The sequence below is a fragment of the Microbacterium testaceum genome (assembly GCF_006539145.1).
Classification (GTDB): Bacteria; Actinomycetota; Actinomycetes; order Actinomycetales; family Microbacteriaceae; genus Microbacterium; species Microbacterium testaceum.
Map to the genome: position 1 here is coordinate 400,759 of NZ_BJML01000002.1, position 13,999 is coordinate 414,757.

Genomic DNA, 13,999 nt, shown 5'->3' on the forward strand with positions numbered 1-13,999 from the left:
CGCGAGCGTGCCTACAGTGAGGCATGACCGCCCGCATCCTCTCGATCGGCACGGCCCTGCCCGACACTCGTGTCGCCCAGTCGACCCTCCGTGACCTGTTCGCCGCTCAGCCCGGATTCGACCGCAAGGCCCAGCGCCTCGTGGGGGCGGCCTTCGACGCCGCAGCCATCGACACCCGGCACGTCGTCCTTCCCCAACTCGCCGGCGGAACCGGAGACGAGCTCGAGGTTCGCGACGGCGACACTCTTCTCATGCCCCCGACCGGTGCGCGCAACGACGAGTACCGCCGCACCGCTCCGCCGCTGTTCGCCGAAGCCTCTCGCGCCGCCATCGCCGGTTCGGGACGGAGCCCGGATGCCCTCACGCACGTCGTGACCGTCTCGTGCACCGGTATGTTCGCACCCGGACCCGACTACCACCTGGTGCGCGACCTCGGTCTCTCTGCGACGGTCGAGCGGTATCACCTCGGCTTCATCGGGTGCGCGGCGGCGATCCCGGCGCTGCGCCTGGCGGCCCGCATCGTGAGCGACGACCCGGATGCGGTCGTGCTCGTCGCGTGCACCGAACTGTGCTCGCTGCACTGGCAGACCTCTTCCCACCCCGACCAGATCGTCGCCGCCTCGGTGTTCGCCGACGGGGCGGGGGCGGCCGTCGTGGCATCCGGAGATTCCACACACGAGGGTCTCGACCTCGAGGGCTTCGCCACGCGCCTGATCGACGAGGGCGAAGAGGACATGGCCTGGACGGTGGGCGACTCCGGTTTCCAGATGACGCTCACCCCCGAGGTTCCGCGCATCATCGGCCGCGAGATATCCGCGATAGCCGCCGACGTGATCGGTGACATCGACGAGATCGACGCGTGGGCGGTCCACCCCGGAGGGCGCAGCATCCTCGACCGGGTCGAGAGCGCCCTCTCCCTGGATGCCGCAGCGCTCGCACCCTCGAGAGAGGTGTTGCGCCAGCACGGCAACATGTCGAGTGCCACGCTGCTGTTCATCCTGCGCGACCTGCTCGCCGACACCTCTCGCGGCGACGGCCACCGCGTGGCCGCCCTCGCCTTCGGCCCGGGCCTCACGGTGGAGGCGGCGCGTCTGACGCTGCGCCGCCCGACGGCGTGACCGGGTTGGCGCAGCGCGACACCGCGCTGACCGAGCTCATGGACGATCCCGACTGCGACCCCCGTACGCTGGCCGCGACCTACCGTCGCTTCGATCTCGTGAACCGGCTGGTCTCCGCCTGGGGGCACGTGTACCGCTCGCGCGTGCGGCCCGAGCTGCGCGCCCTCGGCCGGCCCGCGCGCGTGCTCGATCTGGGGTGCGGCGGAGGGGACGTGCTCGTGAGACTGGCGGATCTGGCCGCGCGCGACGGCTTCGAGCTCGACTGCGTCGGGGCCGACCCCGACCCGCGCGCGATCGCCGCCGCCCGCGAGCGCGCCCGGCCGGGGGTGCGGTTCGTCGCACAGGACTCACGGGCCCTGATCGCGGCCGGGGACAGCTTCGACATCGTCGTGTCGAACCACGTTCTGCACCACCTGGACGCTGCGGCACTCCGAGGCTTCACCTCCGACTCCCTCGCCCTGTCGACGGGCAGCGTCCTGCACGCCGACATCGCGCGCGGCCGCCTGGCCTTCGGGCTGTACGCCGTCGGCATCTCGCCGCTCTCGGCGGGCACGTTCCTCCGCGTCGACGGCCTCCGCTCGATCCGTCGCAGCTACCGCGCTCCCGAGCTCGCCGCAGCCCTCGGGTCCCCCTGGCGTGTGGAGACGCCCGCACCCTTCCGCGTTCTGGCCGTCGCCCGCGGGGAGGCCGGCCGTGCGTGAGGTCCTCGTCGTCGGAGCGGGTCCCGTCGGTCTCGCCCTCGCGGCAGACCTCCGCGCCCGCGGCGTCGACGTCGACATCGTCGAGAAGCGCACCGCGATCGGCGGTGGAACCCGGGCCATCGGCATCCACTCCCCCGCTCTGGCCCTCCTCGAGGCCTCCGGCGCGACCGACGAGCTTCTGTCGCGGGCCGTCCGCATCGAGCGCGGCGAGGCCCGCGCCGACGGGAAGGTCCTGGCGCAGATCCGTTTCGACCGGCTCCGCGCGCGCCACCCGTACGTCGCCGCCCTCCCGCAGGCAGACACGGCCGAGATCCTCATCCGGCTCGCCCCTCCCGTCCGACGCGGCGTCGTCGTCACCTCCCTCACCGACGACGGGACCGCGGTGCGAGCGCGGACGATCGGCGAAGACGGCGAGCACGAGACGAGCGCACGGCTCGTCGTGGTCGCCTCGGGGTGGGCGGGGCGCGATCTCGTCTACCGCCCCGGGGCCGTCCGCGCGCACGAGTATCCCGACCGGTACGCGATGGCGGACGTCGTCGCCCCGGGCGGACCGGTCGCCCGCGTGCATCTCGAGCGAGCGGGCGTGCTCGAGTCGTTCCCCCTTCCGAACGGTCGGCGCCGCCTCGTGGCCTGGGCGGGAATCGAGCAGGCTCCGGATGCCACGTCCTTTCTCCGCCGCGCCGTCGTCGAGCGCGCCGGGCTCGAGGTCGACATCCCCGAGGCGACGACGTTCCGTGTGCGCCGCGCCGTCGCGCCCGCCCTGCGGCGCGGGCGCGTGATCGTCGTCGGCGACGCCGCCCACGAGGTCAGCCCCATCGGCGGGCAGGGGATGAACCTCGGGTTGCTCGACGCATTGACCCTCTCACCGCTGCTGTCGCGATGGCTGCGGACCGAGGAACCGGAGGGGGTGTGGCGGTGGGAACGCGACCGTCTCGCCTCGGCGCGGCACGCCGCGCGATTGGCCACGCTCAACACCTTCCTGGGGCGGGCACTCGGCCCCGCGGCACACGCGGCGAAGACCGCGACGCTGCGCGCGGTCCTGCGGGGACCGGGCGGTGCCGCTTTCACTCGCGCCTACGCGATGCAGGGGGACCGGGCCGCCCGCTCGTGAACCTCAGTCGAGGTGGAAGATCTCGGGCAGCTCGTGCCACCACTCGCCCTCGCGCCGATCGGGCACGGGACTCTGGAGCGGCTCCTGCACCGACCACCAGCGCTGAGTCTCGGGGTCGGCCGCCATGGCGGCCATGTCGGCTTCGTAGTCGTCGCCGACGTACTCGTAATACGCGAACAGCAGTTCACCGTAGCGGTAGATCGAGTAATTGCGGATGTTGCTCCGCGTGATCTGCTGGAGCACCCCGGGCCAGACGGCCGCGTGGTAGCGCTCGTATTCCGCGCGGTTCTCGGGTGAGACGCCGATGACGGACGCGAACCTTCTCATTCGTTCTCCTGGGGTTTTCGTGGTCGATCCGCAGACCCGGGAGTCCACGGATACATCGTGTGATTCGTTCGTACGGCCGGGTCCGCGCATCGCGCGGGAGTCAGCGCGTGAGGCCGAGCCGCCGGGTGTCGAGCCGGTAGAACTCCGCGGCCGTGCGACCGAGGACGTGTTCTCGCGCCTCGGCGTCGAGCTCGTCGAACAGGGGGCGAAGGCCCTGCCACACCCGGGAGTATCCCCCGGCGAGCACGGAGATCGGCCAGTCTCCCCCGTACATCAGGCGCTGCGCACCGAACATCTCGAGCGCACGGTCGACGAACGGTCGGATCTGATCGGTCGTCCAGGCCGAACTGTCACCGGTCGCGGAGTACAGACCGCTCACCTTGGCGTAGACGTTCTCGCAGTCGGCGGCGGCGGCCATCAGGCGGCCCCACTCCGCGCCGTCGCCGACACCGATCGGCGGCTTGGCGAGATGGTCGATCACCATCCGCAGGCGTGGATGGCGTGCCGCGACGAGCGGAACGATCTCGACATGCCGCGGGAGCACCGCGACGACATCGAAGGGAAGACCGCGCTCTTCCAACATCCCCAGCGACGCGTCGACATCGGGCCGCAACAGCCAGTCCGGGTCGTCCTGGGCGTGGATGAGCGTGCGCACGCCGACCATGAGCGGGTCGCCCTCCCACGACGCCAGCGTGCGGGCGGTCCGCCCCGGATCGTCGAGCGGGGCGTATCCGACGATGCCGGCCACCTCGGGATGGTGGGCCGCCGACTCCTTCATCAGCTCGGTGTCTTCGGCGTTGTCCGCCGACTGCACCTGGACGGTGAAGTCGACACCGGCCGCGCGCAACTCGGGAGCGACGTCGGCGAAGGTCATGACGGTGTCGATCGGGGCGGCATCCGACGTCAGCCAGTCGTACTCGGCACGCGACGGGTCCCAGACGTGCTGGTGGGCGTCGATCACGGGAAAGGTCATGCGGGCCTCCTCAGGCACGGGGTCGCCTCGGTGATGCGCCCTTCGACGCGAAGTGGTCGCCGTGCTCGTCCACGGCATCCGGCCCGTCCACGGCGAGCGAGGTCGGACAGCGCGGCTCGCGCGTCGTGACCGTGGTCATGCGTGACGAGAGGCGACGAGTCCGGTCGCGGCGAGTTCATCCCAGAGGTCGTCGGGGATGGGGGTGGCGGCTCGGTCGAGATTCTGGGCGACCTGTCGGCGTCCGCGCGCGCCGAGCACGACCGATACGACGGCGGGATGCCGCAGGGCGAAGGCCACCGCCAGGTCGGGGAGGGTCACTCCGTAGCGCTCGGCGACGTCGGCGATCGCGTTCGCCCGCGCGAGGATCTCGGGCGACGCGGGCCGGTAGTCATACGTCGCGTCCGCGGGCGGACGCGGGGCACCCAGAAGGCCGGAATTGAACACACCGGCGGCGACGACCCCCACGCCGCGTTCCCGAGCGAGCGGAAGCAGGTCGGCGGCGGCGGAGTCGTCGAGCAACGTGTACCGCCCCGCGCACATGACCACGTCGACGTCGGCGCGACGGATGAGCTCGGCGAGAGGCGCGTCGGCGTTCATTCCCGCACCCACCGCCGAAACCACACCCTGATCGCGGAGTTCGATGAGGGCACCGATGCCCTCGGTGGACGCCTGCTCGAAGTGATCGTCGGGGTCGTGGAGGTACAGGATGTCGAAGCGATCGAGGCCCGTGCGCCGCAGCGAGTCCTCGACGGAGCGCAGAACGCCGTCACGGCTGAAATCCCACCGTCGCACGACATCGCGCGGCACGTCGAACCCGTCGTCGTCGCGCAGATGCGCGGTAGCCGGACTCGCCTCGAGCACCCGTCCGACCTTCGTGGAGATGACGTACTCGCCGCGAGGCCGATCGGCGAGGCGCTCGCCCAGACGTCGCTCCGACAGCCCCAGGCCGTAGTGCGGGGCGGTGTCGAAATAGCGGATGCCGCCCTCCCAGGCGGTCTCGACCGATTCATCCGCCTCGACCTCCGTGGTCTCGCGGAAGAGATTGCCGAGTTGAGCCGTTCCCAGGCCGATCTCGGTGAGCGGTAGTCCGTGCCGCAGTGTACGAGTGCGCATGGCGCCTCCTTCATCGTGGACAGGTCGCCGGGCATCCCCCTGACGATCGAAGAACGCATCGACAGGGGGAGCCTGCAGCATCCCATCAGTCTCAGCGTTCGGAGGGTGCTTCTGCATGGATCGCAACGACGCGATTCCTCCTCTTGTACGACATATTACCTATCGTCGGGCATGATGGAGGGAACAGCCATCCAATCGAGGAGAGTCAATGCTGACAGCGGCCTACGTGGGCGATCGCACAATCGATGTCCGAGAGGCGGATGCCACCCCTCCCGGCCCCGGCCAGGTCCAGATTCGCGTGGCGTATACAGGCCTGTGCGGAACGGACCTGCACATCCTGCACGGCTCGATGGACGCTCGCGTGCAGATGCCGCTCGTCTTCGGGCACGAGATGAGCGGCTCGATCGCCGCCCTCGGCGAGGGCGTCGACGGGTGGGCCGTCGGCGACGGCGTGACCGTCATGCCGCTGTCGTGGGACGGCACGTGCCCCGCCTGCCGCGCGGGCAACGAGCACATCTGTCAGAACCTCGACTTCATCGGGATCGACTCCCCCGGATCGCTGCAGGGCCTGTGGAACGTGCCGGTCGAGACGCTCGTGCGCCTGCCCGCGGGCATCGCTCTCGACCACGCCGCGCTCGTCGAGCCGGTCGCCGTCGCCGTGCACGACGTGCGACGCGCTGAGCTCGCCGCCGGAGACAAGGCCGTGGTCATCGGAGGGGGCCCGATCGGCGTTCTCATCGCCTGCGTCGCGCGCCATGTCGGCGCCGAGGTCCTCGTGATCGAACTCGACGAGAAGCGCCGCGCCCAGATCGAGCAACTCGGCTTCTCGACCCTCGACCCTCGAGAGCGGGATCAGGTCGCTGTCGTCGAGGAGTGGACCGACGGCGCCGGAGCCGACGTCGTCTTCGAGGTCTCGGGAGCGGCCGCCGCCGTGCGCGGAGCCACCGGCCTGGCCAAGGTGCGCGGCACCATCGTGGTCGTCGCCATCCACCCCACCCCACGCGAGATCGACCTGCAGCGGATGTTCTGGCGCGAACTGCGTCTGCTCGGCGCCCGCGTCTACCAGCGGACCGACTTCGAGACCGCCGTCGAGCTCGTCGCCGACGGGGTCATCCCCACCGATCTGCTGATCACCCGCATCGTGCCCCTCAGCGCCACGGCCGAAGCCTTCGCCGGCCTCGAGGCCGGCCGCGCGATGAAGATCCTCGTCGACGTGGAAGGCCAGGCATGAGCGGCCTCTTCTCGCTCGAGGGCACCACGGCCGTCGTCACCGGAGCACGACGCGGCATCGGCTTCGCGATGGCCCTCGGTCTCGCCGAGGCCGGTGCCGACATCATCGGCGTCAGCGCCTCGCAGACGGCGTCGGGCAGCGAGATCGAACGGGCCGTCACGGCGGTCGGACGCTCGTTCACCGGGATCGCCTGCGACTTCGGCGATCCGTCCGCGGTCGACGACCTCGCCGCAGACCTGTCGGAGCGCCACATCGACGTCCTCGTCAACAACGCCGGCACCATCGAGCGTGCTCCCGCTGCCGTCCACGAGCTCGACGCGTGGGACCGGGTGCTGCAGATCAACCTGAGCAGCCCGTTCCGGCTCACCCAGGCGGTCGCCCGGCAGATGCTCGCGCGCGGCCGCGGGAAGATCATCTTCACCGCCTCGCTCCTCAGTTTCCAAGGCGGCATCAACGTGCCGGGATACACCGCGGCCAAGTCCGGTATCGCCGGGCTGACGAAAGCGCTCGCCAACGAGTGGGCGTCGAAGGGCGTCAACGTCAACGCGATCGCGCCGGGGTACATCGCCACCGACAACACCGAGGCCCTGCGCGCCGACGCGGCGCGCTCGACGGCCATCCTCGAGCGCATCCCCGCGGGACGGTGGGGCGACGCATCCGACCTCGCCGGGGCGACCGTGTTCCTCGCCTCCCGCGCGTCGGACTACGTGTCGGGCATCACCCTGCCGGTCGACGGAGGATGGCTCGGGCGATGACGCGATCTCGGTCTGCGCTTACCGAACGCATCAGCGCCGTCGGTATCGTTCCCGTCGTGGTGCTCGACGACGCCGATCGTGCGCGCGATGTGGCCCTCGCCCTGCGCGACGGGGGCATCGGCTGCGCGGAGTTCACGTTGCGTACCCCCGCCGGTCTCGCCGCGATCGCCGCGACCGCGGATATCGACGGATTTCTGGCGGGCGCGGGCACCGTCCTCACCGTCGAGCAGGCGGATGCCGCCATCGACGCGGGCGCGAGCTTCGCCGTCACGCCGGGCTACGACCCCGCGGTCGCCGACCGTCTGCGTGCCGGCGGGGTCGAGGTCGTCCCGGGTGTCGCGACGCCCACCGAGGTCCAGCGGGCCTTGGCCGATGGCTTCCGCGACGTGAAGATCTTCCCTGCCGGGCATCTCGGCGGTGCCGGCTACCTCGACGCGTTGCACGGGCCGTTCCCCGACATGAGGTTCGTGCCCAGCGGCGGCGTCGATCCGGGCAGCCTCGGCGACTACCTCCGACGTTCGTGGGTGCTCGCGGCGAGCGGCAGTTGGATGGTGCCGCGCGACGTGATCGCGCGCGGCGACTTCGACACGATCCGCACCGCGGCCGCCGACTGCGCCCGTATCCGCGACGACGTCCGGGCCGCCCGATGAACCGCGTGGTCACGCTCGGCGAGAGCATGGGACTGATCCTCGGCGACGGCGTGGGCGGCTGGGAGCATCAATCGCAGGCGCGCGTCGCGACCGGCGGAGCCGAGGGGAACACCGCGATCGGGCTGGCGCGGCTCGGCGTACCCGTCACCTGGCTCGGTCGCGTGGGCGATGACGCGCTGGGCCGCCGGGTCGTCGGAGACCTCCGCTCCGAGGGTGTCGACGTTCTCGCGCGCATCGACGGCGGAGCGCCCACCGGACTCATGCTCAAGTCGACGCCGCGAGCCGGTGCCACCACCGTCGATTACTACCGGCGCGGGAGCGCGGGCAGCCGCCTCGCCGCAGCCGACCTCGACGAGCTGCCGCTGGGCGCCGGCGATATCCTGCACGTCACCGGCGTCACCCTCGCCCTGTCGGAGTCGGCGCGCGAAGCAGTGATCGTCGCGGTGGATCGCGCGCGATCCGTCGGCGCCCTCGTCTCGTTCGCGGTCAATCACCGCAGCCGCCTCTGGGGGCACGCCGAGGCCGTCGAAGCGTACGCGTACGTCGTCGCCCGCGCCGACATCGTCTTCGCCAGCGACGACGAAGCGCGGATGCTGCATCCCCACCCCGCCCCGGAGGACCTCGCCCGCGCGCTGGCGGACGCGGGGCCGGCCGAGGCCATCGTGACTCGGGGAAGCGAGGGAGCCGTGGCATTCATCGACGGGGAACGGCGCCGTGTGGCCGCTCTGCCCATCACCGCCGTCGACACGGTCGGCGCCGGAGATGCGTTCGCCGCCGGCTACCTGTCCGAACGCTTCGCCGGCAGCGACGCCACCACCCGCCTGAACACGGCGGCGAGAGCCGGCGCCTACGCCTGTCTGCACCCCGGCGACTGGCAGGGCGGCATCCGCCGATCCGAACTCCACGGCGCCGAGTCCGCCGACCCCGTCGCCCGATGATCCGCTCGAGGAGAACCGCATGACCTTCGCCCGACTCGGTGCCCCCGGCGCCGAGATCCCTGCCCTGCGCCACGACGGCGTCGTCTACGACCTGCGGTCCCTGACCGCCGACATCGACGGGGCGTTCCTCTCCGCCGACGGACTCGTCCGCGCTCGCGCCGCCGTCGAGCGCGGCGAGCTGGCACATCTCCCGGGCGCCGAGGGGCTCCGCGTGGGCGCACCGATCGCTCCCCCGGGGAAGATCGTCTGCGTGGGGCTGAACTACCACGACCACGCCGCCGAGACGGGGGCGAGCGTCCCCGCCGAGCCGGTCGTGTTCATGAAGGACCCCTCGACGATCGTCGGTCCCTTCGACGACGTGCTCATCCCGCGCACGTCGACGAAGACGGACTGGGAGATCGAGCTCGGTGTCGTGATCGGCACCACCGCGCGCTATCTCTCCTCCCCCGACGACGCTCTCGCGTACGTGGCGGGGTACGTCGTGTCGCACGATGTATCGGAGCGGGAGTTCCAGCTCGAGCGCGGCGGGCAGTGGGACAAGGGCAAGAGCTGCGAGACGTTCAACCCGCTCGGGCCCGACCTGGTGCCGGCGACCGACGTCGCCGACCCGCAAGCACTGGGCCTCCGGCTGTGGGTGAACGGCGTCGAGCGGCAGAACGGCTCGACGGCGTCGCAGATCTTCTCCGTCGCGCACGTCATCTGGTACCTCTCGCAGTTCATGGTGCTGCGTCCCGGCGACCTGGTGAACACGGGAACGCCCGCGGGGGTCGCCCTCGGGATGCCCGACACGCCGTACCTTCGCGCCGGCGACGTCGTGGAGCTCGAGATCGACGGCCTCGGCCGCGCTCGTCAGACGATGGTGCAGGCATGAGCACCGGGGAGTTCCGCGGGCTGGCCGTGGTCGTCACCGGCGGAGCATCGGGCATCGGGCTCGCGACCGCGACGGCCTTCGCCGCCCGCGGGGCGCACGTCGCCGTTCTCGATCTCGTCACCGACGGTCTCGACGACGATCTGGCCGGCTTCCACGCCGACGTGACCGACCGGGAGTCGGTGGATGCCGCGATGGCGGCCGTCGCAGAAAGATTCGGCGGGGTCGACGTCTTGGTGAACAGCGCCGGCGTGAGCTGCGTCGGAACCGTCGAGGAGGCGACCGAGGCCGACTGGGACCGCGTGCTCGACATCAACGTGCGCGGCACGGCCCGTGCCTGCGCCGCAGCGCTGCCGTACCTCACGCACTCGGAGCACGCGTCGATCGTCAACGTGTGCTCGATCGGGGCCATGAACGGTCTGCCCCGGCGCGCCGTCTACAACGCCTCGAAGGGTGCGATCCTCTCGCTCACCTACGCGATGGCCACCGACCATGTGCGCGAGGGCGTGCGGGTGAATTGCGTGAGCCCCGGCACCGTCTCGACGCCCTTCGTCGAGCGGATGCTGCAAGACTTCCCCGACCCCGTGGCCGAGCGCGCCACTCTCGACGCCCGCCAGGCGACGGGGCGGATGGTCACGCCCGCCGAAGTCGCCGGCGCGATCATGTATCTCGCGAGTCCGAGCGCGGGCTCGACGACCGGCACCGCGCTCGAGGTCGACGGGGGCGTGACGCATCTGCGGGTGCGGCCGCAGTAGGCGAGCTCAGGCGACGACCAGCTGCGCGGCGAGGAGCAGCGCCGCCAACATGGTCAATCGGAACACCGCCCGCCCGGGCGGCCGCACGAACACCAGCGCCACGGCGCCGACCGCGACCGCTGCGACCGCGGCGAGGAAGACGACGCCGGCGATCGTGGCATCCGTGCCGGCGAACACGGCGACCGCTCCGACGACGATCCCGCACGCGGCGATCACCGTAGACGCCCGCGCTCCCAGACGGTGCGGAAGTCCGCGCACCCCGGTGCGCCGGTCGTCGTCGAGGTCGCGCACGACATTCGTCAGGTGGACGGCGGCTCCGAGGGCCGCCCCCGCGAGAGATGCCCACCACGCGGCGAGCGCGGGCGGCGAGAGACTCAGGGTCGCGAACGAGGGGAAGAACCCGAAGCTCACGACGAAGGGCACGATCGACAGCGGCGTCGATTTGAGACCCGCGTTGTACGCCCAGGCGGATGCGAGCGCGACGGCATGGGCGGCCACGAGAGCCGGTCCGAGGGGCAGCGACAGGGCGATGGCGAGGATCGCGGATGCCACGGCCACCCCGAGCGCGCGCTCCGGCGTCACCGCTCCCCCGGCGATCGGCTTGTCGGTACGACCGACCGCCGCGTCGCGCGCGCCGTCGATCGCGTCGTTCGAGAGCCCGACGGAGACCTGACCAGCGAAGACGGCGACGACGAGCACCGCCAAGCGCCACGGCTCGACGCCCGCCGCGATGCCAAGGGCCAGCGCGAGGACGGTGACCACGAGGGTCGGGCCCGGGTGGGTGGCACCCCAGAGCGAGCGCACGAGGGGCGGCTCGACCGCGGCATCCGTCACCCCCCGACGCTACCGCGCCGAGGGCGGGATCGGCCGCGCGTTCGCCTCTTGGCACTCTGTCCACCCGAGTGCTAATCTCGTCGCAGTTGAGTCGCTTCGGCTCAACTTCAGAACCTCGGGATGCCAGATCCCGGACGATCGAAAAGGAGAACGACCATGGCCACCTACGACCCCTTCAGAGACCTCGACCGCCTCGCGTCGACGCTCCTCGACGCCCGCCGCGGCGGTGGTCCGCGACGGATGCCGATGGACCTCTATCGCGACGGCGACCACTACGTCCTGGCCGCCGACCTGCCCGGCGTCGACCCCGGCTCGGTCGACATCGACGTCGACGGTCAGCTGCTGACGATCCGCGCCGAGCGCACCCTGGGCTCGGGCGAGGGGGTGAAGTGGATCACCCGCGAGCGCGAGACGGCCTCGTTCGTCCGCCAGCTCAATCTCGGCCAGGGCATCGACACCGACGGCATCAGCGCGTCGTACCGCAACGGCGTGCTCTCCGTGACGATTCCGGTCAGCGAGAAGGCGAAGCCGCGCCGCATCGCCGTCTCGACCGACGACGGCGACGGCGTCATCGAGGCGCACGAGAGCACCCCTCAGCCCATCGAGCAGTAGGGCACGAGCCGCGAGCGCGGCCCGGCCGCGCGGCCGCGCTCTGCCTCCGCTTCGGGACCATCGGCGCGGCGCCCGCGGCACCATGCCCCGGGCGCCGCGATCGGGCCCGGGGCATGGCGGAGGGGTCAGAGGTCTTCGGGGGCGAGGTCGCCCTGGCCCTCTTCGCCGAGTTCGACCACGCCCGGGTCCTCTCCCTGCGAGTCGGTCCCGGTGGATTCGGGATGGATGTCCTCGAGCGGGATGTCGCTGTCGTCCGCGGGAATCTCGGCCGGATCGGCACCCGTGGCGGTCGCCGGGTTGATATCGGCCGGGTCCGCCCCCTCGTCGAGGGCGTTCGTGGCGTCCCACTCCGCCTGGGCGGGGTCGAGCGCGGGGTCGGGCTCGATGGACGTGTCGCCGTCGCGAAGGGGCTGCACGGCGGCGATGCCCGCGTCGGCGGCCGGGTTCGTCGCGTCGGGGGTCGGGTCGATCGAAGCGTCGCTCATGAGGGGTCCTTTCGTGGCACGCGCGTCACCGCCGGGAACGGCGGTCTTCTCATCCAACGGGGCGCTCCGCCTCGAGCCCCGGGCCTTGACACGTGCGTCCCCGCTTTCGTACGAGCACCGCGAGCGAAGTCGTCCCGGACGCCCCCGGTCGACGAGGGGCCCCCGGTCGTCCACGTGAGGCGTCGTCCGCGGGACCGGTGGTGTCAAGGCACTGGTCGGGCACCGCGCGAGGCCGCACCGTGAGGGAAACGAGAGGATTCCCATGACCGACTCCCCGCGCATCGTCGTGATCGGCGGCGGAAACGCCGGCCTGTCCGTCGCCGGGCGCCTGCACCGGCTGCGCCTCGGCGACATCACCGTCATCGAACCGCGCACGATCCACGTCTTCGCCCCCCTCCAGTCGCACATCGCCGGCGGCACCGCGCGCGCCTCGGAGGCCGCACGGAATCAGGCCGACGTCATCCCTGCGGGAGTGCGATGGCTGCGCGACGAAGTGTTCACCGTGGATGCCGAGGCCCGCCGCGTCCACCTCGTCTCAGGCGGACACCTCGACTACGACCAGCTCGTGGTCAGCGCGGGCATGCGCATGGCGTGGGAGCAGATCCCGGGTCTGCCCGAAGCGATGGCCGCCCCCAGCGGCATCTCGAACTACGACTACGAGCTCGCCGCGAAAGCGTCGCCGGTGCTCCGTAACCTCCGCTCGGGCACGGTCGTCTTCACCCAACCGCCCGAGCCTGCCTCGTGCGGAGCGGCCGCCCAGAAACCGATGTACCTCGCGTGCGACTGGTGGCGGGCGATCGGGGTGCGCGACGACCTCCGCGTGGTGTTCGTGTGCCCGGATCCCGTGCCCTTCGGCATCCCGGCCGTCGACGACGAACTCCGCCCCACACTCGACGCATACGACATCGAGGTGCGTTACAGCCGGGACGTTCGACGAGTGGATGCCGACTCCCGCACGCTCGTGATCGGTCGCGGCGATGCGGAAGAGACGTTGGCGTACGACGTGCTGCACGCTGTGCCTCCGCAGCGAGCACCGGAATGGATCGCGGGCAGCGGCCTCGCGGCATCCGATGATCCGCACGGCTTCGTCGATGTCGATCCCGAGACCCTGCAGCACACCCGCCACCCGGAGGTCTGGGCCATCGGCGATGCCGCCACCGTCGCGACGCGGCGCTCGGGCGGGGCGATCCGCCCGCAGGCCAAAGTGCTCGTCAGGAACATGAGGGCCGCGCTCGCGGGGCGTGCGCCCTCGGCGACGTACGACGGCTACAGCGTCGTGCCGTTCACCGTCTCGCGCGGCACGGTCGTCTTCGCCGAGTTCGACCGGAAGGGTCGGCTGAAGCCGACCGTGCCGTTCTGGCGCTCGCTGTATCGCGAGCGCCGCCTGTCGTGGATCGCCGATCGTCGCGTCCTCCCGTGGGTGTACTGGCACCTCATCCTGCGCGGGCGGGCATGACGCGGGCGCTGCCTCCGACCCCCCTCACGCCATGGGTCCAGACCACACGCCTGCGCGTATAGGGCACGAACG

At 71.5% G+C, this 13,999-nt stretch carries 16 protein-coding genes; 11 read left to right on the plus strand and 5 right to left on the minus strand.

Going from position 1 to position 13,999, the window contains the following annotated elements:
- Positions 1–23: 23 nt before the first annotated feature.
- The 3 genes from MTE01_RS05930 to MTE01_RS05940 are packed head-to-tail and all read left to right on the plus strand — an operon-like array spanning position 24 to position 2,930.
- Positions 24–1,118, plus strand: coding sequence for a type III polyketide synthase (locus MTE01_RS05930; protein WP_141376241.1), 1,095 nt, complete (start codon positions 24–26; stop codon positions 1,116–1,118).
- Positions 1,119–1,156: 38 nt separating this feature from the next.
- On the plus strand, positions 1,157–1,819 hold the full coding sequence (locus MTE01_RS05935) for a methyltransferase domain-containing protein (RefSeq protein ID WP_103206424.1): 663 nt from the start codon (positions 1,157–1,159) through the stop codon (positions 1,817–1,819).
- On the plus strand, positions 1,812–2,930 hold the full coding sequence (locus tag MTE01_RS05940) for an FAD-dependent oxidoreductase (protein ID WP_103206425.1): 1,119 nt from the start codon (positions 1,812–1,814) through the stop codon (positions 2,928–2,930). Before MTE01_RS05935 ends, MTE01_RS05940 begins: the two co-directional genes overlap by 8 nt.
- 3 nt (positions 2,931–2,933) lie before the next feature.
- Here MTE01_RS05940 and MTE01_RS05945 read toward each other — a convergent pair whose 3' ends face one another.
- The 3 genes from MTE01_RS05945 to MTE01_RS05955 form a co-directional block, all read right to left on the minus strand.
- A complete protein-coding gene (locus tag MTE01_RS05945; protein ID WP_116239165.1) occupies positions 2,934–3,257 on the minus strand; it encodes an L-rhamnose mutarotase in 324 nt (107 codons plus the stop codon).
- Between the two features lie 100 nt (positions 3,258–3,357).
- Positions 3,358–4,230: an amidohydrolase family protein gene (locus MTE01_RS05950; RefSeq protein ID WP_103206047.1), complete on the minus strand. Its 873-nt coding sequence runs from the start codon at positions 4,228–4,230 to the stop codon at positions 3,358–3,360.
- Between the two features lie 135 nt (positions 4,231–4,365).
- Positions 4,366–5,343, minus strand: a complete 978-nt coding sequence (locus MTE01_RS05955; protein WP_141376243.1) for an aldo/keto reductase — start codon at positions 5,341–5,343, stop codon at positions 4,366–4,368.
- Between the two features lie 226 nt (positions 5,344–5,569).
- Here MTE01_RS05955 and MTE01_RS05960 point away from each other — a divergent pair, with 226 nt between their 5' ends.
- From MTE01_RS05960 to MTE01_RS05985, 6 genes are read left to right on the plus strand one after another with little or no spacing between them, the layout of a single operon-like run.
- Positions 5,570–6,574: a zinc-dependent alcohol dehydrogenase gene (locus MTE01_RS05960; RefSeq protein WP_246078010.1), complete on the plus strand. Its 1,005-nt coding sequence runs from the start codon at positions 5,570–5,572 to the stop codon at positions 6,572–6,574.
- On the plus strand, positions 6,571–7,329 hold the full coding sequence (locus MTE01_RS05965; RefSeq protein WP_116239168.1) for an SDR family oxidoreductase: 759 nt from the start codon (positions 6,571–6,573) through the stop codon (positions 7,327–7,329). Before MTE01_RS05960 ends, MTE01_RS05965 begins: the two co-directional genes overlap by 4 nt.
- Entirely contained in the window at positions 7,326–7,979 is a 654-nt protein-coding gene (locus MTE01_RS05970) for a bifunctional 4-hydroxy-2-oxoglutarate aldolase/2-dehydro-3-deoxy-phosphogluconate aldolase (protein WP_141376247.1), read from the plus strand. The genes MTE01_RS05965 and MTE01_RS05970 overlap by 4 nt, the downstream gene beginning before the upstream one ends.
- On the plus strand, positions 7,976–8,917 hold the full coding sequence (locus MTE01_RS05975) for a sugar kinase (protein ID WP_141376249.1): 942 nt from the start codon (positions 7,976–7,978) through the stop codon (positions 8,915–8,917). The genes MTE01_RS05970 and MTE01_RS05975 overlap by 4 nt, the downstream gene beginning before the upstream one ends.
- 19 nt (positions 8,918–8,936) lie before the next feature.
- Positions 8,937–9,788: a fumarylacetoacetate hydrolase family protein gene (locus tag MTE01_RS05980; protein ID WP_103206042.1), complete on the plus strand. Its 852-nt coding sequence runs from the start codon at positions 8,937–8,939 to the stop codon at positions 9,786–9,788.
- Positions 9,785–10,540: an SDR family NAD(P)-dependent oxidoreductase gene (locus tag MTE01_RS05985; RefSeq protein WP_141376251.1), complete on the plus strand. Its 756-nt coding sequence runs from the start codon at positions 9,785–9,787 to the stop codon at positions 10,538–10,540. The genes MTE01_RS05980 and MTE01_RS05985 overlap by 4 nt, the downstream gene beginning before the upstream one ends.
- Before the next feature lie 6 nt (positions 10,541–10,546).
- On the opposite strand, the gene MTE01_RS05990 is transcribed toward MTE01_RS05985, so the two are convergent.
- Positions 10,547–11,374: a UbiA family prenyltransferase gene (locus MTE01_RS05990; RefSeq protein WP_116239173.1), complete on the minus strand. Its 828-nt coding sequence runs from the start codon at positions 11,372–11,374 to the stop codon at positions 10,547–10,549.
- Between the two features lie 156 nt (positions 11,375–11,530).
- On the opposite strand from MTE01_RS05990, the gene MTE01_RS05995 reads away from it, so the two are divergent.
- Complete coding sequence (locus MTE01_RS05995; protein WP_103206039.1) at positions 11,531–11,986, plus strand: Hsp20/alpha crystallin family protein; 456 nt, start codon at positions 11,531–11,533, stop codon at positions 11,984–11,986.
- Between the two features lie 125 nt (positions 11,987–12,111).
- Here MTE01_RS05995 and MTE01_RS06000 read toward each other — a convergent pair whose 3' ends face one another.
- The gene (locus tag MTE01_RS06000; RefSeq protein WP_103206422.1) at positions 12,112–12,471 is read right to left on the minus strand and encodes a sugar ABC transporter ATPase; all 360 of its coding nucleotides are present in this window, start codon (positions 12,469–12,471) and stop codon (positions 12,112–12,114) included.
- Between the two features lie 262 nt (positions 12,472–12,733).
- Between MTE01_RS06000 and MTE01_RS06005 the strand changes: the two genes are divergently transcribed.
- Positions 12,734–13,927: an NAD(P)/FAD-dependent oxidoreductase gene (locus tag MTE01_RS06005; RefSeq protein WP_141376253.1), complete on the plus strand. Its 1,194-nt coding sequence runs from the start codon at positions 12,734–12,736 to the stop codon at positions 13,925–13,927.
- The last annotated feature ends 72 nt before the right edge of the window (positions 13,928–13,999 follow it).

Coding starts and splice junctions, on each gene's coding strand:
- MTE01_RS05930 (WP_141376241.1), top strand. CDS start 24: ATGACCGCCCGCATCCTCTCGATCGGCACGGCCCTGCCCGACACTCGT.
- MTE01_RS05935 (WP_103206424.1), top strand. CDS start 1,157: ATGGACGATCCCGACTGCGACCCCCGTACGCTGGCCGCGACCTACCGT.
- MTE01_RS05945 (WP_116239165.1), bottom strand. CDS start 3,257: ATGAGAAGGTTCGCGTCCGTCATCGGCGTCTCACCCGAGAACCGCGCG.
- MTE01_RS05950 (WP_103206047.1), bottom strand. CDS start 4,230: ATGACCTTTCCCGTGATCGACGCCCACCAGCACGTCTGGGACCCGTCG.
- MTE01_RS05955 (WP_141376243.1), bottom strand. CDS start 5,343: ATGCGCACTCGTACACTGCGGCACGGACTACCGCTCACCGAGATCGGC.
- MTE01_RS05965 (WP_116239168.1), top strand. CDS start 6,571: ATGAGCGGCCTCTTCTCGCTCGAGGGCACCACGGCCGTCGTCACCGGA.
- MTE01_RS05970 (WP_141376247.1), top strand. CDS start 7,326: ATGACGCGATCTCGGTCTGCGCTTACCGAACGCATCAGCGCCGTCGGT.
- MTE01_RS05975 (WP_141376249.1), top strand. CDS start 7,976: ATGAACCGCGTGGTCACGCTCGGCGAGAGCATGGGACTGATCCTCGGC.
- MTE01_RS05980 (WP_103206042.1), top strand. CDS start 8,937: ATGACCTTCGCCCGACTCGGTGCCCCCGGCGCCGAGATCCCTGCCCTG.
- MTE01_RS05985 (WP_141376251.1), top strand. CDS start 9,785: ATGAGCACCGGGGAGTTCCGCGGGCTGGCCGTGGTCGTCACCGGCGGA.
- MTE01_RS05995 (WP_103206039.1), top strand. CDS start 11,531: ATGGCCACCTACGACCCCTTCAGAGACCTCGACCGCCTCGCGTCGACG.
- MTE01_RS06000 (WP_103206422.1), bottom strand. CDS start 12,471: ATGAGCGACGCTTCGATCGACCCGACCCCCGACGCGACGAACCCGGCC.
- MTE01_RS06005 (WP_141376253.1), top strand. CDS start 12,734: ATGACCGACTCCCCGCGCATCGTCGTGATCGGCGGCGGAAACGCCGGC.